A 24,690-nucleotide genomic window follows, 5' to 3' on the forward strand; every position below is an offset into this window, starting at 1 on the left:
GCTCCGGTTCAGGGACGCGAGGTGAGGCGCCGCAGGGCCTGGAGCCGCTCGAGCGCGGAGCCGCCGCTCGCTGCGGGTGCCACGGAGAAGAGATCCCGGATGTCGAGCAGGATCTCGAGCATGAGTTGGTCGCGCATGTAGGCGCTCTCCAGGTCCACCATGCGATTGGTCTCGCCCGAGGCCTTGGCGCGATCGTACGAATCTCGATAGATGCCATCGAGGTTGGCGAGAATCCGGTCGCGGGAGCGCATGCACGGAAGATAGTGCGGCGGGGGCGGGCCGGTGAGGGTCGCCCTATATTCCGCCCACGCTAACAGGAGGCGCAACATGTCATTGCAGGGAATCACGGTGCTTTTCTTTGCCGGTCCGCTGTACGAGGACCTCGAGCTGTGGTATCCCAAGATCCGGCTCGAGGAAGAGGGCGCGAGGACGGTCGTGGCCGGCACCGGCGAGCGCACCTATCAGGGTAAGAAGGGCTATCCGATCACGGTCGATGCGCAGGTGGATGCGCTCTCCGGATCCGATTTCGACGGACTCGTCATTCCGGGCGGCTACGCGCCCGACATCATGCGGCGCTCGCCCAAGCTGCTCGCGCTCACCCGCGAGATCTTCGAGGCCGGAAAGCCGGTGGCTTTCATCTGTCACGCCGGCTGGGTGCCGATCTCGGCGGGCATCGTGCGCGGCCGGCGCGGCACGAGCGTCGGGGCGATCAAGGACGATCTGGTCAATGCGGGGCTCCTCTGGGAGGACAGCCCGGTCGTGGTGGACCGCAATCTCATCTCATCGCGGACGCCGGCGGACCTCCCTCAGTTCATGCGCGCGTTGATCGAGGCGCTCGGGACGGGTGTGCCCACCGCAGCCAAGCGCTCGCCGGCGCAGGCACTCGCCTGATGTCGCTCGCCGAGGCGCAGCGGCGGGTCGACGCCTGGATCAGCCAGTTCGAAGAGGGCTACTTCCATCCGCTCACCAACGTCGCGCGGCTGGCCGAGGAAGTGGGCGAGCTGGCGCGCGAGGTGAACCACCGCTTCGGCCAGAAGACCAAGAAGCGCGACGAGCCCGAAGGCGATCTCGGCATGGAGATGGCCGACGTCCTGTTCGTGCTCATCTGCATGGCCAACCGTGAAGGCATCGACCTCGACGCCGCATTCGATCGGATGATGGAGAAGGTGGAGCGGCGGGACCGGAACCGTTGGACCAGAAAGCCGGCGGGCTGACGGCCGGCTACTCCCAGGCGCTCTGCTGGCTCACGGCCTCACCGAGCAGCGCGCGGTAGCTCTCGTAGCGGTCGGCGGCGACCTCGCCGCGGTCGACGGCGTCGCGCACGGCGCAGCCCGGCTCGGCCAGGTGACGGCAGTCGGCGTAGCGGCAGCGGCTGATCAGGGGCCGCATTTCGGGAAAGCAGCTCGCCAGCTCGCGCGGCACCACGTCCCACAGGCCGACCTCGCTGAAACCCGGCGTGTCGAGCAGGAACCCGCCTTGCGCGAGCGGAATCATCACCGCCGAGACGGTGGTCTGCTTGCCGCGCCGCAGCTTGGCGCTGATCTCGCCGGTGCGGAGCCTGAGCCCCGGCTCGATGGCGTTAAGCAGGCTCGACTTTCCCACGCCCGATGGCCCGGTCACGACGGATGTCCGCCGGTGCAGCCGGTCGGCCAGGGCATCGAGGCCCTCTCCCGTCCGTGCACTCGTGCCGAATACCTCATAGCCCGCGCGGCGCATGCGCTCGGCCAGCGCGGTGCCGGGGTCGAGATCGACCTTGTTCACGATCACGATCGCGGGGAGCGAGTCGGCCTCGGCCAGGACCAGCAGCCGATCGAAGAGCTGAGGCACCGGCGCGGGATCGACGGTTGCCGCCACCACGACGACCTGATCCACGTTGGCCGCGACGGGCCGGGTGCCGCGGCCTTCGGGTGTGCGCCGCTCGAGCAGCGAGCGCCGGGGCTCGACGCCGGCAATGCGGAAGAGCTCGCCGCCCGGCTCGGGCTCGAGCCGGACGACGTCGCCCACCACCACCTTCGGCGCCTCGCGGTCGCGCGCGCCTTCGCGGCTTTCCTCATGCGCGCGCTTGAGCGCGCCGCTCACCACGGCGCGCACCTCGCCCTCCGGGGCCGCCACCCGATAGACCGCGCCGTCGCGCCCGAGCACGCGGCCGAGCAGCGCCGTCACCACTCTCCCGGCGCGTGTGCGATGGCTTCGTCGAGCGCGGCCTTCACATCGTACAGTGAAAGCGCGCGGAGCCGCTCGTCGGCCTCCGCCGGCGTCTTGCCCCAGGCCAGCACCGGGGATTCGACGTGCCCCACCGGCCGATCACCGGCGGCCGACCAGCGCACGAAGAGCAGCGCCGCGCCGAACCGGCCGCGCGCGTCCGGCTCTTCGTCCACGTAGATGGCGGCGGAGTAGGCGTGGCCATCGGAGCCGCCGAAGGCGGCGGCCCGATCGTGCTTGGCCATATAACCGCCCAGGGTGAATTCGCTCACACGGGCTCCTTACCGCCCCGGCGCCGACTCCTTGACGAGATTGCCGAGCATGAAGGCGATATTGGCGGGCCGCTCGGCGAGCCGGCGCATGAGATAGGGATACCACTGCGTCCCGAACGGAATGTACACCCGCATGCGGTACCCGCCGCGGCGGAGCTGCTCCTGCAGGTCGCGCCGCACGCCGTAGAGCATTTGAAACTCGAACCGGTCGGCGGCGATGTCGTTCGCCGCGGTGAACCGCCGTGCGTCGATGAGCATCGCCTCGTCATGGGTGGCGATGGCGGGGTAGTTGCCCGCCGCCAGCAGCCGCTCCATGAGCTTGTGGTAGTTGCGATCTACGTCGGCCTTGTCGGGAAAGGCGACGTCCGGCGGCTCGAGATAGGCGCCCTTGCAGAGGCGGACGCGCGCGCGCATCGCGATGAGGTCGTCGATGTCCGCGGCCGAGCGGCGCAGCATCGCCTGGATGACGACGCCGCAATGGGCGCCGAAGCGGTCGTGCAGCCGCCGCTTGTAGAAGTCGAGCGTGCGCTGGGTGTAGTCCGAGCCCTCCATGTCGATCCGCACGAATCCACCGGCGCGCTCCGCCCGTTCGAGGATGGCGGTGAGGTTGGCCGCGCAGAGCGCTTCGTCGATGTCGAGCCCCATCTGGGTGAGCTTGATGGAGACGTTGACCTCGACGCCACACGCGGCCTCCCGGTCGAGCAGGTGCAGGTACTGATCGCGCGCGGCGGTCGCCTGCTGCTCGGCGGTGACGCTTTCACCCAGGAGATCCAGCGATGCCCTGATGCCGCGCGCCGCGAGTGCCTGAGCGGCCGCGACGCCCTGCTCGACCGTTTCGCCGGCCACGAAGCGGGAGGCGAACCGGCGGGCCACCCCGTTCCGCCGCACGAAGTCGAAGACGCGCTGCTGCTCGGAGAGCCAGAGCAGTCCCTGACGCATGATCACAAGCGGGCTCGTATATTATTGCGGTTTCATCATTTACCACGCGGACCCAGCCGAACCGAAGCTAGGCGGCGGGCCGGTCGCGAACAAGCGGCGGGGCTACTCGACGCGGCGGCGTGGGGCCGGACGCGCGAGCCGGGTTTCCACGTCGACCTGGGCCACGGGACGACCGATGTGGTGCTCGACGGCCTGCTTGACGCGGGCCTGCAGGGCGCGGGCCAGCTCGGGCACGCTGACCGAAGGATCCACCGTCACGTGCTGCTCGATGCGGAAGCCGTCGGCGGCGCCGCTCACCCGGGCGCGCACGTCGCGCACGCCGGGTACGCGGCGGGCTTCGTGGATTGCGATCTCGCGGACGCTGTCGCGCGCGACGGTGACCTGACCGAGATCGTCGTCCTTGATGACGAGCCGCCGGCCGGACCGCGGGCGCAGCTCGAACCAGGCGAACGCGAGGGCGAGCAGGAAGACGAGCGCGGCGATCACCGCGGTCCAGGCGCGCACGGCCGATGAAGCGCCATGGAGCGCCGCGACGCCGCTCGAAAGCCATGGCGTGTACCGGAACGACGGCGGCACGGCGCCGAGCGCCACCGCCGCGACCGAGCCGGCCACGAAGAGCAGCACGACGTCGGCGATCAGCACCAGCACCCGATTGAGCCTGTCCATCCGCTAACCTCCGCTTGCGCTGAGGTCATCGATCGCGATGTCGATATCGGCCACGCGCGCGGCGCCGAGCGCCTCGACCGAGCGGCGCACGGCCGCGCGCACGCGCCGCGCCAGATCGAGCAGGTCGGGCACGGCGGCCTCGGCGATGAGGTGCAGGTCGAACGAAAGCGCGCCATCGCCACGGCGCACCCTCACGCCGCAGACCACGTCGCCCGGGCCGAACGTCGCGCTCTCGAGAAACCAGCCGCCGCTCAACCCCGCGACCCCGGGCACCGCACTCGCCGCGTGCGCCACCCAGCGGGCGAGTTGCACGTCTCCGGCGAGCGACGGGCTCGGCTCGGGCCGCACGCCCTGCCCTGCATCCGGCGGCGCGGTGCGGCTCACGCGTTGCGGCTCACGCCGCCCGCGACACCCCGGGCTGCCCGGGCGCCGGCTCCTCATCGGGGAAGTGCAGGTCGGTAACGTCGATATTCACCTCCCGCACTATGAGGCCGGTCATGCCGCCCACCCGATCGATGATGTTGCGGCGGACTGCCTCCGCCACCTGGGGAATGCTGACCCCGTACTCGACGGTGACCCGCAGATCGACCGTGGCCTCGTGCTCGCCCACCTCGACCCGGACGCCGTGCGCCCGGGTGTCGCCGCCGGCCACGCGCTGCGCCAGCCCGGCGATGGTGCCGCTCACACCTTGCGTGAGCAGCTCGTGGACCCCGGGAATCTCGCGCGCGGCGAGGCCGGCGACTTTGGCGACGACGACATCGGCGATGGTGGTTCGGCCGTGATCACCGGTGAGCTCGGTGGCTCGCGGCGCGGCTGTCTGGTCCGGCACGATGTGCCTCCTTCGGGTGAGAGCATAGGGGTGCGCGGCGCGCGCGGACAATCCACGAGCATGTGGGCCGCGCGACATCGGCGCGGTGACGGCTCTCACGTCACCGGGTCCCGCTTGCCGCGACGGGTAAATCGCCGGGCGAGCGGACCGGCGGCCAGGTAAAGCAACAGCACCAGATCGAACGCCATCTCGGCGCGGGCGAACTCGCGGCCGTGGTGCGCCGGGTCCCAGTAGCTCACCGGGCTGTGCACCCGGAACGTCCAGTCGAACGGAAAGAAGACGAGAGGCCCGTCGTCGTAGTGGGTGAGCACGTCCACGACGCTGTGCAGCAGGCAGGCGGCAAAGAACCAGAAGAGCCAGTGCGCGGTACGCGGCGCCCTGGGGCGCAGGAGCCGGGTGGCGGCAAGCCCGGCGAGGAGCAGGATCGGCGCGTGCAGCAGGTTGTGCGCGGCGATCCACCACGGGTTGTGGAAGTAGAGCTGGCCGAACATCAGCCGGGCCGTCTGCTCGCCCGACCAGCCGAGCTTCCAGTGCATCCAGCCGAGGGTGCCGAACGTGAGCAGATAGAGTGGGATGTCGGGCGCCACCGAACCCCAGAGCACGGCGGACCATTCGCGCGGCACGCCCCACGCCTTCTTGAGCGCGGCCGTCATGATGAGGTGCGACGGAGTGTTCACCCTGCCGTGCTCACCCCATGCGCGGTCACCGCAGGAAGCTCGCGATGGCGCCGAAGTACGCGGCCGAGTCCGCGTCGTAGGCGTCGGCATGGCCGCCGGCCAGCTCGATGAACGCCTTTGGCTCGGCCGCGGCATCGTAGAGCCGGCGACCCAGCGCGAGCGGGGTCATCCGGTCGACCGAAGCATGGAGGAAGAGCTTCGGCATCGCGACTCGGCCGATCTTGTCGATCGAGGAAAATCGGCTCCGCGCGAGCAGGCGCACTGGAAAGAACGGATAGATCCGCTGGGCCACCTCGGGAACCGACGTGAAGGAACCTTCGATCACGATGCCGCGAGCCGGCACCCGGCTCGCCAGATCGACCGCCACGGCGCTGCCGAGCGAGTGCCCGAAGATCAGGATGCGCTCGGGCGGGATGCCGAGCGAATCGCGCAGGTACGCGTAGGCGGCATCGGCATCGCGGTAGACGCCCGCCTCGCTCGGTCGGCCCTCGCTTTCGCCGTAACCGCGGTAGTCGAAGGTGAGCAGGTTGAGCCCAAGCGCGCGCAGCGCGCGGTAGTGCTGGGGGCGGCCCGCGCTGGAGAGGTTCTCGCCGTTGCCGTGAAAGATGAGCATCCACAACGCGGACGGGTCAGGGCTTGCGTCCCGCATCAGCCAGCCCACCAGGCGGACGCCATCGGCCGTCACGGTCTCGACGCGCTCAGGCTCGAGGCCCAATGCGGGATCGGGCGGCACGAGGGTGCGGGAGCGCGGATCCACGGGAAAGATCAGCGCATCCTCGTGCCAACTGAGCCACGCCACGGCGCCGGCATAGCCGAAGGCGAGAATGCCGAGTGTCGAAATCACGGCGCGGCGCACGCGAGAGGAATGCCGGGAATCGTTCAGGAAGCGGAGCGGGCGTCGGGGTAGTAGCGGGCCCCGCGCGCCGCCATGTCGCGCAGCACCGGGGCCGGCGCGAAGCGTGCGCCCTGCGCGGCGGCGAGCCGGTCGAGGGTATCCACGACGCGCGCGGCGCCCAGATCATCGATGGTGCGGAACGGGCCGCCGCGAAACGCGGGGAAGCCGAAACCGAACACGGCACCGATGTCGCCATCGCGCGGGCAGCGGACGACGCCTTCCTCGAGTGCGAGCGCCGCCTCGTTGAGCATCGGATAGATCAAGCGGTCCTGCACCTCCTCGGCCGAGCTGCCTTCGACCGGCTTCACGCCCACCAGCCGATAGACGCGCGGGTCGGCGCCGGCCTTGTGTCCCTCGCGGTACGCGTAAAAGCCGCCGCCGCTCTTCCGGCCGAAGCGTCCCTCAGCCAGGAGCTTGGCGATCGCACCGGCGGGCGCGAGCCGATCGCCGAAGCTCGCGTGCATCACGCGGGCGGCCTTTTGCGCCACGTCGAGCCCGACCTCGTCCAGCAGCGCGATCGGGCCCACCGGAAAGCCGAACCGGGTCATCGCGCGGTCGATCTGCTCGATGGGCACGCCCGACTCGACCAGCACGCCCGCCTCGTTGAGGTACGGAGAGAGGATGCGGTTTACCCAGAACCCCGGATGGTCGCGCACGACGATGATCGTCTTGCCGAGCTTGCGGCCGAAGCGCACCGTGGTGACGATGGTTGCGGCGTCGGTCGCGCCGTGCGGAATCACCTCGACCAGCGGCATCTTTTCGACCGGCGAGAAGAAGTGCATGCCGATCACCCGCTCCGGCCGCTCGGCGCGGGCCGCTATCTCGCGGATGGGAATGGTCGAGGTGTTGCTCGCGAAGACCGCCTCGGGCCCGATCTCCGCCTCGACCTCGGCGAGCACGGTGCGCTTCACCTCCAGATCCTCGAACACCGCCTCGATCACGAGATCGGCGCGGGTGAAGCCGCTATAGTCGGCGCTGCCGGAGAGGAGTGCCGCGAGCCGCTGGTGCTGCGGGCGGGCGAGCCGGCGCCGCCGGAGCCGCTCATCGAGGATGTTGGTGGCCGCCCTGATCCCGCGCCCCACTCGCTCGAGCTCGGCGTCCTTGAGCCGCACCTCGACCTCGGCGTTCAGCACCGCGGTGCCGGCGATGGCCGCGCCCATAAAGCCCGAGCCCACCACGCCGATGCGCCGCACCTTGCGCGGCATCGCATCGGTGCCCGGCGGCACGCCGTCGTCCTTCTTGAGCGCGGTCGTCGCAAAGAATATCTGCACCAGCTTGCGCGACACCGGGCTCACCGCAAGCTCGCCGAATCGCTGGTGCTCCGCGCGGAGGCCGGCGTCGGCGCCCTGCTCGAGCCCGATGCGCACCACTTCGAGCGCAGCGAGCGGCGCGGGATAGTGGCCGCCTGTGCGCTTGAGTACCTGCTGCCGCGCGGTTCGATAGACGAGGCGCCGTCCCACGGGTGTTCCGTCGAGCAGCGCCGCCGACGCACCGCTCTGCCGGGCACGCCGCGAGCGAACCGCTCCGGAGCCGCTGCGCGCGGGCGGCTCGCGGGTGAGCCGGTCGGCCGCGGCGAGCGCCACCTGGCGCAGGATGCTCCGCGGCACCACCTCATCCACCATGCCGAGGCGCAATGCCTTGTCCGCCCGCTCGGCCTTGCCGCCGAGAATAATGTCGAGTGCCGCGCGCGCGCCGATGAGCCGCGGGAGCCGAACGCAACCGCCCGCGCCCGGAATGAGGCCGAGCTTCACCTCGGGCAGGCCGATCTGGGACTTCGGGTGATCGGTGGCGACCCGCCAATGACAGGCGAGCGCCAGCTCGAAGCCGCCACCCAGGCAGGCGCCGTGAATCGCGGCGACGATCGGCTTGGGGAACTGCTCCACCCGGTCCATCAGCGCCTGGCCGTTCCGGCTCAGCGCTTCCGCCTCGGCGCGGCCGTCGAGCCGGGTGAACTCCTCGATATCGGCGCCGGCGATGAAGCTGTCGGACTTGGCGGAGATGAGCACGATGCCGCGCACGGTGCCGTCGGTGCGGAGCCGCTCGAGCAGCTCCTCCCACTCGCGGGTGACCGCGCTGCCCAGCGTATTGACCGGCGCGCCGGGCACGTCGATCGTGACGACGGCGATTCCGTTGTCGTTGACCGCATCGAGCGCGCTCACGGCCGCTCCAGCACCATGGCGTAGCCCATACCGCCCTGTGCGCAGATCGAGATGAGGCCGTACTGCACGTCGCGCCGCCGCATTTCGTTCGCGAGCGTGGTGACGAGGCGGGCGCCGGTCGCGGCGAACGGGTGGCCGATGGCGATCGAGCCGCCCATCACGTTGGTGCGGCCCCAGTCGACCTCGCCTACCGGACCCGGAAGTCCCAGGCGGTCGGCCCACGCTTTCGAGCCCCACGCCTGGACGTTCGAGAGTACCTGCGACGCAAAGGCCTCGTGGATTTCGATGAGCCCGAGCGCGGACCAGGGCACGCCGGCGCGGGCCAGCGCCTTGGGGACCGCGAGCGCGGGCCCCATGAGGAGCTGCCAGCCCGGGTCGACGGCGGCCACCGCGTAGCTCTTGATGAAAGCGAGCGGCGGATAGCCCAGCGCGCGCGCCTTCGCCTCGCTCATGAGGAGCACGACCGCGGCGCCGTCGGTGAGCGGCGACGAATTGCCGGCGGTGACGGTGCCGTACTTCCGGTCGAACACCGGCGGCAGTGCGGCGAGCTGCTCGAGCGAGGTGTCGGTGCGGATGCCGTTATCGCTCGTCACCACCTGGTCCATGTCGGGGCCGCCGAACCAGGGCACGATCTCGGAGGTGAGCCGCCCGTCGGCCGTGCCGGCGGCGGCGAGCTGGTGACTTCTGAGCGCGTAGCCGTCCTGCGCGTCGCGGCTGATGCAATTCTCCTTGGCCATTTTCTCCGCGCTCTGACCCATGGTTTCGCCGGTGGAGGGCTCGGCGATGGCGGGGGTTACGGGCACGAGGTCCCGCGGGCGCGCACGGCCCATGGCTGCGACACGCGCGCTCACGGTTTTCGCGCGGCCCGCTGCCACCAGGATGCGGCTCATGCGCCGCGAGTGGAGCACGGGGATATCGGAGAGCGACTCGACGCCGCCCGCGAGCACCACGTCGGCGTTCCCGAGGGTAATCTGGTCGGCGGCGTTGTCGATCGCCTGGGCCGCGGAGGCGCACGCGCGGTTCAGCGTATAGGCCGGCACGCTCGGCGGGAGCTGTGGAAGGAGGCTCACCTCGCGTGCCACGTTGGGCGTGAGCACCGAGGGCACCACCTGGCTCAGGATGACCTCGTCGATCTCGCGGCTATCGATTTCGGTGCGGTAGAGCAGCTCGCGCGCGGCGTGGCGGGCGAGCGCCACGGCGGGCACGTCCTGGAAGATGGTGCCGCTCCGGGCGAACGGGGTGCGGACCCCGGCCACGACCGCGACCCGCCTCGGCGTTATCATTCAGGCCTTCTTGCGATCACGCTCGCGACCGCCCGCCAGCGCTCGGCATCCACCGGCTCCATCACCTCGCGGCCGTGGAGCACCTCGAGCGGGTCGACCAGGCGCGCGAGCTCACCCGGATGCACCAGGTGGTCGGCGCTCGTCGGGCCCCAGCCCTGCTCACGTTGCGCCACGAGATAGGTCTCCATGAACAGCACGCCGCCGGGTGCGATGCACTCGACCAGTTGGGGCATCCGCGCCCGATCCAGATAATTAAAGTCGAGAATCGCGTCGAATGCGCCGAGTGGAGGCCAGGGGCCCTCGAGGTCCACGCAGCGGAACTCCGCCCGGAGCGAGAGGCGGGCCGCCGCGTCGCGCGCCGCGGCCAGCTTCTCGGAGTCGTTGTCGAGACCGATCACCTGGGCGCCGAGCGCGGCAGCGGCCAGCGCGTGGCGTCCCTCGCCGCAAGCGAGGTCGAGCACGCGCATGCCGGGGTGGATGAAATGAGCCTGCCAGAAGAACCAAGTGCTGGGACGGGGAAGGCGGGCAACGGGACTCAGCGGCACGCGGGCCACTCCTCACATCGGGCCGACCTGCGCGCGCTCGGCGCGCAGCCGGCGGATCTCTTGGTCATCGGCGGCGGCATTACCGGCGCGGGGATCGCGCGGGACGCCGCGATGCGGGGGCTGCGCACGATCCTCGTGGACCAGGATGATCTCGGCGCCGGCACCAGCTCGCGCTCGAGCCGGCTCATTCACGGCGGACTCCGGTACCTCGAACAGGGCCACTGGCGCCTGGTGCTGGAGGCGAATCGCGAGCGCCAGGTGCTGCTCGCCACCGCGCCACATCTCGTGCGGCCGCTGCCGTTCGTCTTTCCGCTGCACCAGGGCGACCGGATTTCGCTCTGGCGCCTGGCAGCCGGCATGTGGCTGTACGATCTGCTCGCGCTGTTCCGCAATGTCGCCCGGCACCGCATGCTCGGCAAGCGCGCCCTGCTCGAACGCGAGCCGATGCTTCGCGTGCGGGGACTGGTGGGCGGCGCGCGCTACTTCGACGCCCAGTGCGACGACGCCCGCCTCGTGCTGGCGACGGCGCGCGCGGCCATCGCTCACGGGGCGCGGATCGGGACCTATCTCGCCGTGCGCGGGCTCGTGCGCGACGGCCCGGACGTGGTGGGCGCGAGGGTCGAGGACCGGCTCACGGGGGAGACCGGGACGGTGCGCGCGGCTCTCGTGGTAAATGCGACCGGCCCCTGGGCCGACGCGCTTCGCCGGATGGAGGACCCGGCGGCGCGCCCCCTGCTCCGCCCCACCAAGGGCGTCCACATCGTCGTGCCGCGGAGCCGCATCGGGCACCGCGAAGCGATCACCTTCCTGAGCCCGATCGATGGGCGGGTACTCTTCGCGCTCCCCTGGGGCGAGCTGTCGTACGTGGGGACGACCGACACCGACACCGGTGAATCGCCCGATGCCGTGGCACCGGCGCCGGAGGATGTGGTCTATCTCCTTCGTTCGGTCAACGCCCGCTTTCCCAACGCGCGGCTCGGCGTCGAGGATCTCCGCGCCACGTGGGCCGGGCTCCGCCCGCTCCTCGCGGCCGATGGCAAGCGCGGGCCGTCGAGCCGCTCGCGCGAGCACGCGATCAGCGAGGGGCCGGGCGGCATGCTCACCGTGGCCGGCGGCAAGCTCACGACCTATCGCGTGATGGCACGTGAGGCGGTGGACCGGGCGGTGCGGCTGCTCGCCCGCCGCGGTGTGAAGCGCGAGCTGCACCCGGCGCCGACCGACGTGGAGCCGCTCCCGGGCGGCGAGACCCACGACTTTCGACTTTTCCGCGATCGCGCGCTGGAACTCGGCCTCACGCCCGAAACCGCGGACCATCTGGTGGCGCACTATGGCACCGAGGCGGCGGGCATCCTGAACCTCGCATCGAGCTATCGCGCGTTGCAGCGCCGGCTTCATCCCGAGCACCCGGCCATCGAGGCCGAAGTGGTGCACATGGCCCGACGCGAGCTGGCGCAGCGCGTGGCCGACGTGCTCGTCCGACGGGTGCACGTCTACTACGAGACCCGCGACCAGGGATTGCGCGCCGCACGGCGCGTGGCCGAGCTGATGGGGCAGGAGCTCGGATGGGACGCCGAGCGGATGGCGGAGGAAGTCCAGCGGTACGAGCAGATCGTGGCGGGGGCGGACTCCGGAACGGGCGAGTGTCCGCACACGCATCGGGGCATGGAATGACCGAGCGCCGCCCTCCGGTCTTCTACGGCTGGTGGATCGTCTGCGGCTCCGCGATCGGACTCTTTCTCTCGGGCGTGCCGATCACGGTGTACTCGTTCGGCGTCTTCCTCACGCCCCTGCGCGAGGAATTCCACGCCGGCCGCGCGGCCATCTCGTTGGCCTTCACGCTCCACAGCATCGTCGCCGCCTGCTGCGCACCGCTCGTCGGCCGGCTGGCCGACCGCTACGGCGCCCGCCCCGTCACGGTGGGCAGCATCCTGCTGCTCGGCGTGCTGCTGCTCTCGGCGCTGACGTTGGGCACGCATCTCTCGCAGCTCTACCTCTTCTACGCGCTGCTGGGCCTGCTCGGCATCGCGACCGGGCCGATTACGTACAGCATCCTGATCTCGCGCTGGTTCGATCGCCGGCGCGGGCTGGCGCTCGGGCTCATGATGTTCGGCCTGGGGCTCGGTGCCATCGTGATGCCGCCGCTGGTGCAGCGGCTCATCACGACGCTCGGCTGGCGGGCCGCGTTCGCAGCGGTGGGCGGGGCGGCCCTTGCGATCGCCCTGCCGGTCGCCGCCGGCGTCCTGGTGGAACAGCCCCGCCGGAAAGGGCTCCTCCCCGATGGAGCCCGCGCTCCCGCCGGGGCGGACGGCGTGCCCGCACGCGATCCGGGGTTGGAATGGCGCGAGACTTGGCGGTGCGGTGAGTTCTGGCTCATGGTCGCAGCGTTTTCGGTCGTGAGCGCGAGCACGCAAGCGACCGTCCTGCACATGCCGGCGCTGCTCCGCGACCGCGGGATGACCGCCGACGCGGCGGCGCTTGCGAGCTCGGTCGTGGGCATCGCGTTGCTGGCCGGCCGAACCGGCTCGGGCTATCTGCTGGATCGATTGTTCGCGCCGTACGTCTCCGCGATCATCTTCTGCCTCGCAGCGGCCGGCATGGCCCTGCTCGCGGCCGGCGCCACCGGACAGACGGCACTGGCCGCGGGGTTCATGGCGGGGCTCGCGCTGGGCGCCGAAGTTGATATCATCGCGTTTCTCATGAGTCGCTACTTCGGCCTCCGGGCGCTCGGCACCGCGTTCGGGCTCGCGTTCGGGAGCTTCGTGCTCGCCGGAGGGTTGGGGGTGTTTCTCATGGGCGCGGGATTCGATCGCACCGGCTCGTATCGCGCGCCGCTCGTGGGGTACTTCGCCGTGACGCTCGCGGCGGCGCTGCTCATGACGCGGCTCGGGCCCTACCGGTACGCGGCGCCGCAGGCGAAACCGCTCCACCGGCCGCTCACACCCGAGGAGGCATAGGAAACGGAAATGCAAGCCACTGCCAACGCCGCGTCCGCCCAGCTCATGGGCATGGCCTTCAACGGCCTTGCGCTGCATCAGACCCTTCATGCCGCGGCCGTGCTCGGCGTCGCCGACCTGCTGCACGGAGGGCCGCGCACGACCGGTGATCTTGCCCGCGCGCTCGAGGTGAACGAGCCTGCGCTCTACCGCGTCCTCCGATACCTGGCGAGCCAGGGCGTATTCGAGGAAACCGCGCCGCGCACCTTTGCGAACAGCCCGCGTTCCGAATGCCTCCGCACCGGCGTGCCGGGGTCGGTACGCGCCATCCTCGTCTTCCGGGGGAGCGACTACTGCTTCGCGCCATACGGCCAGATTCTTCACAGCATCCGGACCGGGCTTCCGGCCCGCACTGAGATCTACGGGACTGACAGCTTCGAGTACCTGCGCCAGCATCCCGACGCGGCGCGCGTCTTCGACGACGCAATGAGCGACCTGTCGGCGCTCACCGGCCCGGCCATTGCCGCGGCGTACGACTTTGGCGCATGGGAGAGCGTGATGGACGTGGGCGGCGGCAACGGCATGCTGCTCGCCGCGATCCTGCGCGCCCACCCCGCGCTCCGTGGCGTGTTGGCCGATCAGCCCGACGTGCTCGACCGGGCGCGCGAGCGCGGCATCCTCGGCGGCGACCTCGCCGAGCGCAGTGCATATGAGCCGTGCGACTTCTTCCGCCAGGTGCCCGCCGGCTGTCGGGCGTACGTGATGCGCAACGTGATCCACGACTGGAACGACGAGCGCGCCCACGCGATCCTCGCCAACTGCCGCCGTGCCGTACCGGCAAATGGGGCGCTGCTCCTCGTCGAGCATGCGGTGAGGGAGGGCAACGAGCCCTCGCCCGCCAAGGTGATCGACGTGCACATGCTGCTCCTCACCGGTGGAAAGGAGCGGACCATCGAGGAATACCGTGCCCTGCTCGGCGGCGCCGGGTTCCACCTTGCGCATGCCGTGCCGGCCACACCGGAGACGATGATTCTGGAGGCAACCCCCGCGTAGCCTTCTCCGCGTCGTTATTTTTCCCTCACCCCTCAGGGAGCCTTGTCAGGCGAGCGGCCGCCGTGTCGCTCGCCTCTTCGTCGGCGGGAGCAGGCTGTGGATCCCAACATATTCGAGACGGCCAACGCGGGCTTCGCGCAAGCGATGTACGAGGAATTTCTGCGCGACCCCAACAGCGTGGGCGAGGATTGGCGCGCGCTGTTCGAGAGCGGGGTGGTGGGCGAGGCGGACGGGCGGCCGGAGGCGGACGGGCGGACGGGCGGGGAGGGGGTTGGGCGCGCCGGCGGCCACGCGAGCCCGGCAGCGGACGAGGCCGCGCCGGTAGCGGCACCGATCGACTCGGCGCCTGTCCGGCCGGCTGTCCCCGCCCCCGCCGACGTCCCGCACGGCGCCTCGGTCATCAAGGGCCCCGCCGCCCGTCTCGTCGCGAATATGAACGAGAGCCTGGGCGTCCCGACGGCGACCACCTTCCGCACGCTGCCGGTCGCCACACTCGAGGCGCGGCGCAAAGAGCTGAACGCGCGGCTCACGACGGCGGGACGGACCGAGAAGCTCTCGTTCACCCATCTCATCGCTTTCGCCCTGGTGCAGGCGGCCAAGCGGCACCCGGTGATGGGGCACTCGCTCCTCGTGCACGACGCCACGCCCTACCGGGTCCAGCCCGAAGGCATCGCCCTGGGCCTCGCGGTCGACGTGCAGCGGAAGGACGGGAGCCGCGGACTCGTGGTCCCCGTCATCAAGCGCGCGGAGACGATGGACTTCTCCGCCTTCTACACTGCCTACGAGGCGCTGGTCGACAAGGCGCGCACGAACAAGCTCCTGCCCGACGACTTCGCCGGCGCCACCATGTCGCTCACCAACCCCGGCGGACTCGGCACCGTCATGTCGGTGCCGCGACTCATGGCGGGCCAGGGGAGCATCATCGCGGTCGGCGCCATCGGCTACCCGCCCGAATTCGCCGCGGCCGACGCCGAGCGGATGCGCGAGCTCGGCGTGAGCAAGGTGATGACGGTGAGCAGCACCTACGATCACCGCGTCATCCAGGGTGCGGAATCGGGTGCGTTCCTGGCCACGCTCGACCACCTGCTTCAGGGCGAAGACGGCTTCTACGAGCTGGTCGCCGAGAGCCTGCACCTGGCACCGGCCAGCTACCAGCTCGCCCCGGCGGCGACACAGCTTCCGAAGCAGCCCGAGACCGTCGCGCCGGACATGCTGTATCACGTCGCCGCGGCGATGGCGCTGGTGAAGGCGTTCCGCACCCACGGCCATCTTGCGGCGCGAGTCGATCCGCTGGGCACCGAGCCGCTCGGCGATCCGGCGCTCGACCCGTTGCCGCTCGGACTCACGCCCGAGGTGATGGCCGCGATTCCATCCAATGTGCTGCGGGTCTACGTGCCCGGCCGCACCCTGGCCGAGTCGTACCCGTACCTGCAGGCGACGTACTGCGGCACCATGGCGTACCAGGTCGAACACATCGCGAGCCACGAGGAACGGGTGTGGCTGCGCGAGAAGATAGAAAGCGGCGCGTTTCGCACGCCGCTCACGCCCGAGCAGAAGCTCCGGCTCTTGACCCGGCTCACCCGGGTGGAGGCGCTCGAGCGCTTTCTCCACAAGGCGTACCTGGGCCAGAAGCGCTTCTCCATCGAGGGCGTGGACATGCTGGTGCCGATGCTCGACACGACGTTCGAGCTGGCGGCGGCGGACGGCGCGCGCGAGGTGGTGATCGGCATGGCGCATCGCGGGCGGCTCAACGTGCTGGCGCACACGATCGGGCGGCCCTACGAGACGATCTTCGCGGAGTTCGAGGGCGGGCGGCACGTCGAGAGCGGCCAGCTCACGCCCGAGGGCGGCACCGGCGACGTGAAGTATCACCACGGCGCGGAAGGCGTCTATGCGCTGGGCAACGGCAAGTCCGTCGCAGTGAAGCTCACGCCCAACCCGAGTCACCTGGAGTATGTGGACCCGGTGGTGAGCGGCCGGGCGCGCGCGCGCCAGACCACGCGCAAGGGCCGCCGCGCGCATCACGACTCGGCGGTGGCGCTGCCGGTGATGATCCACGGCGACGCCGCGTTCGCCGGACAGGGCGTGGTGGCCGAGACGTTCAACCTGAGTGCGCTCAGGGGCTATGGCACCGGCGGCGCGCTGCACATCATCACCAACAACCAGGTGGGCTTCACCACCGATATGCAGGACGCGCGCTCGACCCGTTACGCGAGCGATCTCGCCAAGGGCTTCGACGTGCCGATCATCCACGTCAACTCGGACGATGCCGAGGCCTGCCTCGCCGCGGTACGGCTCGCGATGGCGTACCGGGAGATGTTCCGGCGCGATGCGTTGATCGACCTGGTGGGCTACCGCCGCCACGGGCACAACGAGGGTGACGAGCCGGCCTACACCCAGCCCCCGATGTACGAGTTGATCAAGAACCTGCCGACGGTGCGGGCCCGGTACGCCGAGCAGCTCGAGGCCGAGGGCGTCACCACGGTCGCCGATGCGGAGAGGCAATACGAGGAAGCGTACCAGCGGCTGGTCGACGCGCAGCAGCACTTCCGCGCGAGCCTGGGCCCCGGCACGGTGCCCGAGCCCAAGAAACAGCAGAACCCGGGTCAGGAGGTATCGACCGCGGTGCCGGCCGAGACGCTGACGGCGCTCAACGAACAACTGCTCACCTGGCCGGAGGGGTTCACCGTAAATCCCAAGCTCAAGCGCCAGCTCGATCGGCGGCGCGCGGCGACGGGCCCCGAGGGCAGGATCGATTGGGCTCACGCGGAAGCGCTGGCCCTCGCATCACTCCTGGTGGAAGGCGTGCCGGTGCGGCTCACCGGCCAGGATACCGAGCGCGGCACGTTCAGCCAGCGGCACCTCGTGCTGCACGACGCGGAAACCGGACAGACGTACGCCCCGATCCAGCGGCTCTCCGGCGCGCTCGCGCCGATCGAGCTGCACAACAGCCCGCTCTCGGAGCTCGCGACACTGGGCTTTGAATACGGCTACAGCGCGTCGGCGCACGAGGCGCTGGTGCTCTGGGAAGCGCAGTTCGGCGACTTCATCAACGGCGGCCAAGTGATCGTGGACCAGTTCCTGGTGGCGGGGCTCTCGAAGTGGGGACTCACCACACGGCTCACGCTGCTCCTGCCGCACGGCTACGAGGGTCAAGGCCCGGAACATTCGAGCGCCCGCCTCGAGCGTTTCCTGCAGCTCGCGGCCGAAGGCAACATCCGCGTCGCCAACCCGAGCACGCCGGCGCAGTACTTCCACCTGCTCCGCCGCCAGGCCCGCCGCACGCGCCAGCGCCCGCTCATCGTGATGACGCCGAAGAGTCTTCTGCGCCTGCCGGCGGCCGCCTCACGCCTGAGTGATCTGGCCGAGGGCGCCTGGCACCCGGTGCTGGATGATCCGTGGGCGGCGCCCAGGGCCGATCGGATCCGCCGTCTCGTCCTCTGCACCGGGAAGATCTACTACGACCTGCTGGCCGAGGCCGAGCAGCTCGACGAGGCAGATCGCCCGGCGATCGTGCGTGTCGAGCAACTGTACTCGTTCCCCTGGTCCGAGATGCGGGTGGTGCTGGCGCGCTACGCGAACGTGGACGAGATGGTCTGGGTGCAGGAAGAGCCGCGCAACATGGGCGCGTGGGCGTACCTCAAGTCGAAGCTCGCCGAGCTGATGCCGGCGCGCGCGGAGCTGGGGTACGTGGGCCGGCCGGAGCGGGCGAGTCCCGCCGAAGGGTATCCGGCGGCGCACGCCGCGGAGCAGAGCCGTATTGTGTCTGAGGGAGTGCGCGGCGCCGGACGCCCGGCGCCGCTCAGCGCGTGATCGCTGCCTGCCTTGCTACTGCCCCACCGCCTGCATGGGCCGCTCGGACGCCGAGCGGATCATGTCCTTGAGCGGTTCCGAGAGGTGCTCGCCGTAGTGCAACAAAAAGACGCCGCGAGCGCGCTTCATCATCAGAAACGCGAGCAGCGGCGTGTCCGCCTTGGCCGCATTGCACGCGCGGCAAGCCAGGACGAGGTTGTCCGGGCGATCATAGGCGGTCTGCCCGCGGCGCGGGCGGACGTGGTCGAGCGTGATGGTGTCGGGGCTCGTGCTCGCTCCGCAATAGGCGCACACCGGTCCATGCTGCTCAAGCAGCCAGTCGCGGTGGGACTGCATGGAACGCCCAGGGGAGCGGCGGAACGAGGGTGGGGGAGCGGCTCGGGAGGAACGATTTCTGGATCTACGTGCCACAAAGGTTTCCGTAAGGGTTGAACATAGGGTCCGCGATGCGGACCGCTTCTCAAAACAACGCAGGAATATAGCAAGATCGGCGCCAAAATGGCACACCGGCCCCTGCTCCCCCTTGCCGCCGCGCTCAGCCTGCTCGCCGCCGCACCGGCCTCATGCCCTGGACCCGAGCGCCCGGCTGACCCGCTCGCCCGCCGCCAGATCGAGGCGGTGATGGAGCGGTACGTCTCGGCCTACCGGCGGGACGATGCCGACGCGATGGCGGCGCTCTACGACGCGAACGGCATTCTGTTGCCGCCGGGGCGAGATCTGATCCGGGGCCGGGCGGCGATCCGGCGTTTCTGGAGCCAGGGCATGGAGCAGGGCATCGAGATGCAGAGCGTCGTCATCGGGGCGGGCGCGAGTACCGGGTATGTGGTGGGCCGATACTACATCCCCGCCGACGATGAGGACGAGGCCGAGTCGGGCAAGTACGTAATCACCCTCGATCGCCCGGTCGGCGGGAGCTGGGCGGTGGCGGCCGACATCTGGAACGACGACGGGGACGATTCGACCGCGGACGAATCGGCGGACAGCACGGCGGCTGTGGCGGCGCGAGCGGTGTCGTACTCCTCGCGCCGGATGCGCCTTCCAAAGTGATTGCTGCGGCCACCGCGTTGCCCGGCGCGCGCCGATCTGTTCATCGCCGGGTCACCATGGCCCACAATCCCGCGTAGAGAACCACCGTCGCCACCCATCCCACCGTGCTCCAGCGCAGGAAGACCCGGCGGAGTGCGGCCTCGTCCGCCGGGTCCAGGCGCTCCATGCGCCACTGGTCGGGCAGCAGGACCAGGAGCCACGCCAGCGTGCTCACCACGAGCGCGCCGATGCCCTGCTCGAGCCACGGCGTGTCGAGCACCGAGTAGCCGCCGGCGCGCACCAGCAGGACGCCCGAAACGACGAGCAGCGTGCCGCCGCCCAACGTCAATACGAGATCGGCCCAGAGAATGGCGCGGGCCACGACCCGGAAAGGTACCGAGCGCCGCCAGCGATAGAGCAGCGCGGCCCAGAGGCCGGTCACGGTGACATTGCCCAGGAGCAAGACGGCGCCCGCGACGTGCAGCGCGCGGAGCACGCCCCTATCCATTCCGCGCCTCGAACGGCCCCCGCAGCAGGCCGACAGCATGGCGGAAACGGTCCATGCGCTTGTTCACGGAAAGCCTGCCCTGCACCAGCAGGCGGAAGTCGCTCAACGATTCGGCGGCGAGCCGGGCGTCGAGCCGGTCGACCGCGCCGGCCACCGCGCGCTCCAGCTCCTCGGTGAGCGCGCGGCGGTCGGTGCCCTGCCCCGCCGCCACGATCCACGGCCGGCCCGTGAGCGCGAACGCTTCGGGCAGTTGCTCGCCGAGATATCCATAGCGGAATGCAACCGGACAGATCCGGACCGGCGCGCCGTGCGCGAGCACCAGGTGCGCGGCGCCGCGCTCGAAACGCGCCGGCCGCTCGCGCTCGGGGCGGCGCGCACCGCTCGGGAAGATCCAGAGGACGCTCCCGGGGCGAAGCTCGGCATCGGCGGCACGGAGGTCGTCGTACGCGGCGCGCGGCGGGTCGCGGCGGATCCGGAGCACTCCCACGCGCCGAAACGGCGGGTAACGCGCGAGCTGCCCGGCGTCCATGAGAAGGCGCCCGTCCCACCCGGCGGCCCGCGAAAGGAGGAACGCGAAAAAGCCGTCCCACCAGTTCGTGTGATTCGCGACGCAGACCGTGGGGACCGCGCGATCCCAGCCGGCCGGGTTCTCGAGCGCGGCCCAGCGCACGGTGGTGAAGTAACGGGAAAACTGCCCGCGAACGTAGCGCGCAAATGCGCGGAGCGCGAGCGGCCTCGGCGGCCGATACGACGCGCGCGCCTCAACCTGGGCCCGATTCAGGCGGTGCGCTCCAGGAACGCGGTGAGCGGCCGGCGCTCGCTCCAAACGGCGCGGCCCAGGAGAAGGAGCTTGCGGGGCGACGAAACGTACGCGCGGGTACGGAAGACGTCGTAGCCCAGGCGCTCGATCGCATCGAGAATGCCGGCATACGTGGTCTGCAAGAGCCGCACGGTGAGGCGGGAGCCATCGTTTGGAAAGAGCGGAATGACCCGGTCGCCCTCGGCAAACCAGCGGCGCGAGCGGGCGACCTGGAACCGCATGAATCGGCTGAACGCGGGTGTCACTCGCCGGGCCTCGAGCGCCGCGCGATCGATCCCGAACGCCGCCAGCTCGTCGGCCGGGAGGTAGAGGCGGCCGGAATCGAGATCCTCGCCCACGTCGCGCAGCACATTGGTGAGCTGCATCGCCACCCCGAGCTGTACGCCGGGCTGGCGAAAGCGGCGCGGCGCGCCGAGCACCGGACCGAGCATGAGGCCGACGCCGCCGGCCACGAGGCGGCAGTAGCGGTGGAGCGCGGCAAAGTCGGGGAACGCGACCGGCTCCAGGTCGAGGGCGACTCCCTGGAGCAGGTCGAGCATGGGCGCAAGCGGCACGCGGAATCGGCGCAGCGTATCGGCGAGTGCCAGCCAGCGCGGATTGGCGGGGGCGCGGCCGGCATGCATCGCGCGCACCTGGCGGCCGAGGGCGTCGAGCGCCGCGCGCACCTCGGCGGCGGAGAGGTCGCCACGCTCGTCGACCAGGTTGTCGGCGTGGCGGCAGTAGTCGTAGAGCGCGAAGACGGCGCGGCGCTTGGGCGCGGGCAGGAACCGGCTCGCGAAGTAGAAGCTCTTCGCCCACTCGGCCGTGATCTGCTCGGCCTCCGCATAGCTCTCCACGAGCGCCACGCTCACTGCCACACCGCCCGTTCCGCCATCACCCGATCCACCGTGCACCGCGCGGAGATGAGCACCATCGGCAGACCGCATCCCGGATGGGTGCTCTGGCCGACGAAGTAGAGGTTCTGAAGGTTGGGATGACGGTTGTGCGGGCGGAAATAGCCGATCTGCCTGAGCCCATGCGCGAGGCCGAATGCCTCGCCGCGCAGATTGCCGAAGGCGGCCGTGAAATCGGCCGGCGTGAAGCGGCGACGGGTGACGATGTTCGCGCGCAGATCGGTGAGGCCAAACGCCTCGAGCCGTGCGAGGGTGCGCTCCTCGACCTTCGGACCCTCTGTCGTCCAATCGATCGGCCGCGCGGGAGATTGACTCGGTGCCACCACCAGCACAAAGAGGATTTCGCAACCCGGCGGGGCCGCGCCGGGATCGGTGCGGGTCGGGGCGCAGACGTAGAGCGGCGGCTCCTCGGGCATGCGGTGCCGGTGGAAGATGTCCTCGCACGCTTCGCGCATGGCGGCCGGAACGATCAGGTTGTGATGAAGCAACGCCGGATAGGTGCGGCGCACGCCGAGGTTGAGCAGCACCACCGAGCAGCTGAATTCCTTCTTCGCGATGCCGGGATACGGCTCGCCCAGGAGCCGCTCGTAGACGTACGGCAGGTCGGCGTTCGCGACGACGAGGTCCGCGGCGAGCCGGGTGCCGTCGTCGAGCACTACGCCCGTGACCCGACGTCCGGATCGCTCGAGCCGCGCCACGCCCCGGCCGAACTCGAACCCGGCGCCGAGCTCGCGCCCGAGGCGCTCCAGCGCGCGGGGGAGCGCGTGCATGCCGCCCATCGGGTAATAGAGGCCGCCCGCGATTTCGGTGTAGGGCAGCAGGCTGTAGATGCCAAGCGATTCGTAGGGCGAGAGCCCGAGATAGAGGGACTGGAAGGTGAGCGCCTGCACCAGCCGCTCGTCACGCACGTAGCGGCCCACCAGGCGGCGCAGGTCGCCGAGCGCGCCGGTGCCGAGGAGCATGGCGCCGTGCTCCAGGGTGAACATGGCGCGCGCCGTGTGCATGTTGCGCGAAACGAAGGCGAGGCCGCTCCGGTACAGCTCGCCGCTCCTGGCGAGAAAGCGCCGGAGCCCCGCACCCGCGCCGGGCTCCAGGCGCTCCATGTTCTCGCCCAGCGTGTCGAGCGCGCTGGTCATCTCGAGCGTGGAACCGTCGGGATAGTGGATGCGATAGTTGGGGTCGAGCCTCACCAACGAGACGTAGTCCTCGAGCCGCCGGCCGGTGTCCTCGAAGAGCTGCTGCCAGTACTCCAGCATGAGCACGAACGAGGGACCGGTGTCAAAGCGGAAGCCGTGGGATTCCCAGAGGCCGGCGCGGCCGCCGGGCACGGCGTGGCGCTCCAGCACGGTGACCGAAAAGTCCTGGTGCGCGAGGCGCGCCGCGGCCGCGAGCCCGCCGATGCCGGCACCGATGACGATGGCGGTGGGTCGAGCGGCGGTCACCCCGAGGCGGGCTCCCGAGCGGCCGCAGCGGCGCGATCGCGCGCGCGGAACGAGGCGGAAAAGGCCGGAGGCCCGATGCGATAGCCGTAGGTGCGGAGCAGCGCCGAGTGCGCATCGACGCCAGCGCCGCCGGCCACGGCCGCGGTGCCCGGCGGCAGTCGCGGTGGCAGAGCCACGAGCGCTTCGAGGCTGGCCTCGACGATGCCGCTCGTGCTCCCGCTCAGCGCCACCGCAGCCGGCCGGAGCTTCCACGCGGCCTCGACCATGTCGTCGAGCGGCAAGTCCGGCCCTAGGTACTGCACGCGCCAGCCCTCGGCCTGCACCAGCGTCAGCGCGCTCAGAAAGCCCCACTCGTGGCGCTCGCCGGGAAGGCCGGCCGCGAGCGCGAGCGGACCATCGGCGCGGCCGGCACGAAGCCCGGCCTTGAGCGCGTGGATCACTACCTCGCTCGCCAAGTGCTCGGCGGAAACCGGGAGCGTTCCCGCGGCCCAGCGGTCGCCGACGGCGCAGGCAAGCGGCGGCACGACCTCCTCGGCAAACGCGCGGAGGCCGCGGAGTGAGAGCTGCTGGGCGATGAGCGCCTCGAGCCGCTCGCGGTCGAGCGCCGCTACGGCGTCGAGCAGCGCGCCATGCGCCGAACCGTCGGGCTCGCGGCCGCCGGCGCGGGCGAGCACCTCGTCGCGCGGGCGCAAAGCCAGCTCGCCGATGCGGTCGCCCGCGGTGGTGAGGCGGGCAAAGGCGCGGAGCAGTGTGACCTGATCGCCGGTGTAGGCCCGGTAGCCGTTCGGCATCCGGTGCGGGCGGATGACCTGGTATCGGCGCTCCCAGGCGCGGAGCCGGGCCGGGGTGAGGCCGGTGAGCCGCGCGACCTCGTTGATCTCATAGGTGCGTTCCGGCTGGATCACGGCTGGGGTCGGGAGGCGGGGCGCTCGCCGGGGCCACGCGCGCCACGCTCGCGCGCGGCGAGCCCGCGCTCGATCGCGTCGACGTAGCGTTCGACCTGCGCGATCGGGTCCGCATTCCGGTAAATCGAGCGGCCGACGACGAGATAATCGGCGCCCGCCGCAATCGCGTCGTCTGGCGCGCCCACGCGGCGCTGGTCGTGGGTGGCCTCGCCGGCGAGCCGGATGCCGGGTGTGACGATGGTGGTGCGCGCAGGCACCGCGGCGCGGAGCCGGGCGACCTCTTCGGCGGAGGCGATGACGCCGTCGGCGCCGAGCGCCACGAGCGAACGGGTGACGGAAACGACGTGATCGTCGAGCGTGGTGCCGTCCGGCAGGCCGTACATCTCGCGCGCGTCGTCGCCCGTAAGGCTCGTGAGGACGGTGACTGCGAGGATCTCGAGCGCGCTGCCGCCGCGTCCGGACACGGCGGCCTCGACGATGGCGCGGTTGCCGTGGACGGTGACGAACCGCACGCCGAGCCGCGCCACCGCGGCGATCGACTGCCGCACGGTGTTGGGCACGTCGAAGATCTTGAGGTCGAGAAAGACCTGCTTGCCCTGCTCGATGAGTGCCGGAACCAGCGCGAAGCCGCCCGCGGCGAGCGAAATCCAGCCCACCTTGTAGAACGAGGCCGCGGCGCCGAGGTGCCGAACGAGCGCCTCGTTTTCGGACGGGGTGTCGAGGTCGAGGGCGACGATGAGCCGGTCTCGAGCGGCGACGGCGGCGGGAGCGGGCGGAAGGCGCGGCTCGGTCACGGACGGCAATCTATGTATCAGGAAGGGGCGTGCAAG

26 protein-coding genes are annotated in these 24,690 nt (G+C 70.7%); 7 read left to right on the forward strand and 19 right to left on the reverse strand.

What is annotated here, in order from left to right:
• Nucleotides 1-8: 8 nt before the first annotated feature.
• Nucleotides 9-251 (reverse strand): hypothetical protein, encoded by a 243-nt coding sequence (locus VFW66_02845; GenBank protein HEX5385619.1) that lies wholly within the window; start codon nucleotides 249-251, stop codon nucleotides 9-11.
• Nucleotides 252-327: 76 nt separating this feature from the next.
• On the opposite strand from VFW66_02845, the gene VFW66_02850 reads away from it, so the two are divergent.
• Nucleotides 328-891 carry a type 1 glutamine amidotransferase domain-containing protein gene (locus VFW66_02850; protein ID HEX5385620.1) on the forward strand — a complete coding sequence of 188 codons (564 nt, stop codon included), beginning with the start codon at nucleotides 328-330 and terminating at the stop codon, nucleotides 889-891.
• Nucleotides 891-1,214 carry a nucleotide pyrophosphohydrolase gene (locus tag VFW66_02855; GenBank protein ID HEX5385621.1) on the forward strand — a complete coding sequence of 108 codons (324 nt, stop codon included), beginning with the start codon at nucleotides 891-893 and terminating at the stop codon, nucleotides 1,212-1,214. Before VFW66_02850 ends, VFW66_02855 begins: the two co-directional genes overlap by 1 nt.
• A gap of 7 nt (nucleotides 1,215-1,221) precedes the next feature.
• On the opposite strand, the gene rsgA is transcribed toward VFW66_02855, so the two are convergent.
• The 11 genes from rsgA to VFW66_02910 all read right to left on the reverse strand — a co-directional run bounded on the left by rsgA (nucleotide 1,222) and on the right by VFW66_02910 (nucleotide 10,389).
• Complete coding sequence (rsgA, locus tag VFW66_02860; GenBank protein HEX5385622.1) at nucleotides 1,222-2,163, reverse strand: ribosome small subunit-dependent GTPase A; 942 nt, start codon at nucleotides 2,161-2,163, stop codon at nucleotides 1,222-1,224.
• Nucleotides 2,160-2,474: a hypothetical protein gene (locus tag VFW66_02865; GenBank protein HEX5385623.1), complete on the reverse strand. Its 315-nt coding sequence runs from the start codon at nucleotides 2,472-2,474 to the stop codon at nucleotides 2,160-2,162. The genes rsgA and VFW66_02865 overlap by 4 nt, the downstream gene beginning before the upstream one ends.
• Before the next feature lie 9 nt (nucleotides 2,475-2,483).
• On the reverse strand, nucleotides 2,484-3,413 hold the full coding sequence (locus VFW66_02870) for a proline dehydrogenase family protein (protein ID HEX5385624.1): 930 nt from the start codon (nucleotides 3,411-3,413) through the stop codon (nucleotides 2,484-2,486).
• Nucleotides 3,414-3,515: 102 nt separating this feature from the next.
• Entirely contained in the window at nucleotides 3,516-4,079 is a 564-nt protein-coding gene (amaP, locus tag VFW66_02875; GenBank protein HEX5385625.1) for an alkaline shock response membrane anchor protein AmaP, read from the reverse strand.
• A gap of 3 nt (nucleotides 4,080-4,082) precedes the next feature.
• Complete coding sequence (locus tag VFW66_02880) at nucleotides 4,083-4,463, reverse strand: Asp23/Gls24 family envelope stress response protein (GenBank protein HEX5385626.1); 381 nt, start codon at nucleotides 4,461-4,463, stop codon at nucleotides 4,083-4,085.
• 10 nt (nucleotides 4,464-4,473) lie between these two features.
• Nucleotides 4,474-4,908 carry an Asp23/Gls24 family envelope stress response protein gene (locus VFW66_02885; GenBank protein ID HEX5385627.1) on the reverse strand — a complete coding sequence of 145 codons (435 nt, stop codon included), beginning with the start codon at nucleotides 4,906-4,908 and terminating at the stop codon, nucleotides 4,474-4,476.
• 95 nt (nucleotides 4,909-5,003) lie between these two features.
• Nucleotides 5,004-5,585 carry a metal-dependent hydrolase gene (locus VFW66_02890; protein ID HEX5385628.1) on the reverse strand — a complete coding sequence of 194 codons (582 nt, stop codon included), beginning with the start codon at nucleotides 5,583-5,585 and terminating at the stop codon, nucleotides 5,004-5,006.
• A gap of 25 nt (nucleotides 5,586-5,610) precedes the next feature.
• Nucleotides 5,611-6,441 carry an alpha/beta hydrolase gene (locus tag VFW66_02895; protein HEX5385629.1) on the reverse strand — a complete coding sequence of 277 codons (831 nt, stop codon included), beginning with the start codon at nucleotides 6,439-6,441 and terminating at the stop codon, nucleotides 5,611-5,613.
• Nucleotides 6,442-6,464: 23 nt separating this feature from the next.
• Nucleotides 6,465-8,639, reverse strand: a complete 2,175-nt coding sequence (gene fadJ, locus VFW66_02900; protein ID HEX5385630.1) for a fatty acid oxidation complex subunit alpha FadJ — start codon at nucleotides 8,637-8,639, stop codon at nucleotides 6,465-6,467.
• A complete protein-coding gene (locus VFW66_02905) occupies nucleotides 8,636-9,922 on the reverse strand; it encodes an acetyl-CoA C-acyltransferase (GenBank protein HEX5385631.1) in 1,287 nt (428 codons plus the stop codon). The genes fadJ and VFW66_02905 overlap by 4 nt, the downstream gene beginning before the upstream one ends.
• On the reverse strand, nucleotides 9,919-10,389 hold the full coding sequence (locus VFW66_02910; GenBank protein ID HEX5385632.1) for a class I SAM-dependent methyltransferase: 471 nt from the start codon (nucleotides 10,387-10,389) through the stop codon (nucleotides 9,919-9,921). The genes VFW66_02905 and VFW66_02910 overlap by 4 nt, the downstream gene beginning before the upstream one ends.
• 15 nt (nucleotides 10,390-10,404) lie before the next feature.
• Between VFW66_02910 and VFW66_02915 the strand changes: the two genes are divergently transcribed.
• From VFW66_02915 to VFW66_02930, 4 genes are all read left to right on the forward strand, one after another.
• A complete protein-coding gene (locus VFW66_02915; protein HEX5385633.1) occupies nucleotides 10,405-12,138 on the forward strand; it encodes a glycerol-3-phosphate dehydrogenase/oxidase in 1,734 nt (577 codons plus the stop codon).
• A complete protein-coding gene (locus VFW66_02920) occupies nucleotides 12,135-13,421 on the forward strand; it encodes an MFS transporter (GenBank protein HEX5385634.1) in 1,287 nt (428 codons plus the stop codon). Before VFW66_02915 ends, VFW66_02920 begins: the two co-directional genes overlap by 4 nt.
• A gap of 9 nt (nucleotides 13,422-13,430) precedes the next feature.
• Nucleotides 13,431-14,453 (forward strand): methyltransferase, encoded by a 1,023-nt coding sequence (locus VFW66_02925; protein ID HEX5385635.1) that lies wholly within the window; start codon nucleotides 13,431-13,433, stop codon nucleotides 14,451-14,453.
• Nucleotides 14,454-14,549: 96 nt separating this feature from the next.
• Nucleotides 14,550-18,266 (forward strand): multifunctional oxoglutarate decarboxylase/oxoglutarate dehydrogenase thiamine pyrophosphate-binding subunit/dihydrolipoyllysine-residue succinyltransferase subunit, encoded by a 3,717-nt coding sequence (locus tag VFW66_02930; GenBank protein ID HEX5385636.1) that lies wholly within the window; start codon nucleotides 14,550-14,552, stop codon nucleotides 18,264-18,266.
• Between the two features lie 15 nt (nucleotides 18,267-18,281).
• Here VFW66_02930 and VFW66_02935 read toward each other — a convergent pair whose 3' ends face one another.
• Complete coding sequence (locus tag VFW66_02935; GenBank protein HEX5385637.1) at nucleotides 18,282-18,602, reverse strand: HNH endonuclease signature motif containing protein; 321 nt, start codon at nucleotides 18,600-18,602, stop codon at nucleotides 18,282-18,284.
• A 162-nt stretch (nucleotides 18,603-18,764) separates the two neighbouring features.
• Between VFW66_02935 and VFW66_02940 the strand changes: the two genes are divergently transcribed.
• Nucleotides 18,765-19,313 (forward strand): nuclear transport factor 2 family protein, encoded by a 549-nt coding sequence (locus VFW66_02940; GenBank protein ID HEX5385638.1) that lies wholly within the window; start codon nucleotides 18,765-18,767, stop codon nucleotides 19,311-19,313.
• Nucleotides 19,314-19,353: 40 nt separating this feature from the next.
• Here VFW66_02940 and VFW66_02945 read toward each other — a convergent pair whose 3' ends face one another.
• The 6 genes from VFW66_02945 to pyrF all read right to left on the reverse strand — a co-directional run bounded on the left by VFW66_02945 (nucleotide 19,354) and on the right by pyrF (nucleotide 24,654).
• Nucleotides 19,354-19,800, reverse strand: a complete 447-nt coding sequence (locus VFW66_02945; protein ID HEX5385639.1) for a DUF2269 family protein — start codon at nucleotides 19,798-19,800, stop codon at nucleotides 19,354-19,356.
• Complete coding sequence (locus VFW66_02950) at nucleotides 19,793-20,470, reverse strand: lysophospholipid acyltransferase family protein (GenBank protein HEX5385640.1); 678 nt, start codon at nucleotides 20,468-20,470, stop codon at nucleotides 19,793-19,795. Before VFW66_02950 ends, VFW66_02945 begins: the two co-directional genes overlap by 8 nt.
• 107 nt (nucleotides 20,471-20,577) lie before the next feature.
• Nucleotides 20,578-21,471, reverse strand: a complete 894-nt coding sequence (locus tag VFW66_02955) for a squalene/phytoene synthase family protein (protein ID HEX5385641.1) — start codon at nucleotides 21,469-21,471, stop codon at nucleotides 20,578-20,580.
• Nucleotides 21,468-22,955 carry a phytoene desaturase family protein gene (gene crtI / locus VFW66_02960; protein HEX5385642.1) on the reverse strand — a complete coding sequence of 496 codons (1,488 nt, stop codon included), beginning with the start codon at nucleotides 22,953-22,955 and terminating at the stop codon, nucleotides 21,468-21,470. The genes VFW66_02955 and crtI overlap by 4 nt, the downstream gene beginning before the upstream one ends.
• Complete coding sequence (locus VFW66_02965) at nucleotides 22,952-23,860, reverse strand: MerR family transcriptional regulator (protein HEX5385643.1); 909 nt, start codon at nucleotides 23,858-23,860, stop codon at nucleotides 22,952-22,954. Before VFW66_02965 ends, crtI begins: the two co-directional genes overlap by 4 nt.
• Nucleotides 23,857-24,654, reverse strand: coding sequence for an orotidine-5'-phosphate decarboxylase (gene pyrF / locus VFW66_02970; protein HEX5385644.1), 798 nt, complete (start codon nucleotides 24,652-24,654; stop codon nucleotides 23,857-23,859). Before pyrF ends, VFW66_02965 begins: the two co-directional genes overlap by 4 nt.
• Nucleotides 24,655-24,690: the final 36 nt, after the last annotated feature.

The organism is Gemmatimonadales bacterium (assembly GCA_036279355.1).
Taxonomy (GTDB): Bacteria; Gemmatimonadota; Gemmatimonadetes; order Gemmatimonadales; family GWC2-71-9; genus DASQPE01.

Coding starts and splice junctions, on each gene's coding strand:
- VFW66_02845 (HEX5385619.1), bottom strand. CDS start 251: ATGCGCTCCCGCGACCGGATTCTCGCCAACCTCGATGGCATCTATCGA.
- VFW66_02850 (HEX5385620.1), top strand. CDS start 328: ATGTCATTGCAGGGAATCACGGTGCTTTTCTTTGCCGGTCCGCTGTAC.
- VFW66_02855 (HEX5385621.1), top strand. CDS start 891: ATGTCGCTCGCCGAGGCGCAGCGGCGGGTCGACGCCTGGATCAGCCAG.
- VFW66_02870 (HEX5385624.1), bottom strand. CDS start 3,413: ATGCGTCAGGGACTGCTCTGGCTCTCCGAGCAGCAGCGCGTCTTCGAC.
- amaP (HEX5385625.1), bottom strand. CDS start 4,079: ATGGACAGGCTCAATCGGGTGCTGGTGCTGATCGCCGACGTCGTGCTG.
- VFW66_02905 (HEX5385631.1), bottom strand. CDS start 9,922: ATGATAACGCCGAGGCGGGTCGCGGTCGTGGCCGGGGTCCGCACCCCG.
- VFW66_02910 (HEX5385632.1), bottom strand. CDS start 10,389: ATGCGCGTGCTCGACCTCGCTTGCGGCGAGGGACGCCACGCGCTGGCC.
- VFW66_02915 (HEX5385633.1), top strand. CDS start 10,405: ATGAGCCTGCCAGAAGAACCAAGTGCTGGGACGGGGAAGGCGGGCAAC.
- VFW66_02920 (HEX5385634.1), top strand. CDS start 12,135: ATGACCGAGCGCCGCCCTCCGGTCTTCTACGGCTGGTGGATCGTCTGC.
- VFW66_02925 (HEX5385635.1), top strand. CDS start 13,431: ATGCAAGCCACTGCCAACGCCGCGTCCGCCCAGCTCATGGGCATGGCC.
- VFW66_02935 (HEX5385637.1), bottom strand. CDS start 18,602: ATGCAGTCCCACCGCGACTGGCTGCTTGAGCAGCATGGACCGGTGTGC.
- VFW66_02940 (HEX5385638.1), top strand. CDS start 18,765: ATGGCACACCGGCCCCTGCTCCCCCTTGCCGCCGCGCTCAGCCTGCTC.
- VFW66_02945 (HEX5385639.1), bottom strand. CDS start 19,800: ATGGATAGGGGCGTGCTCCGCGCGCTGCACGTCGCGGGCGCCGTCTTG.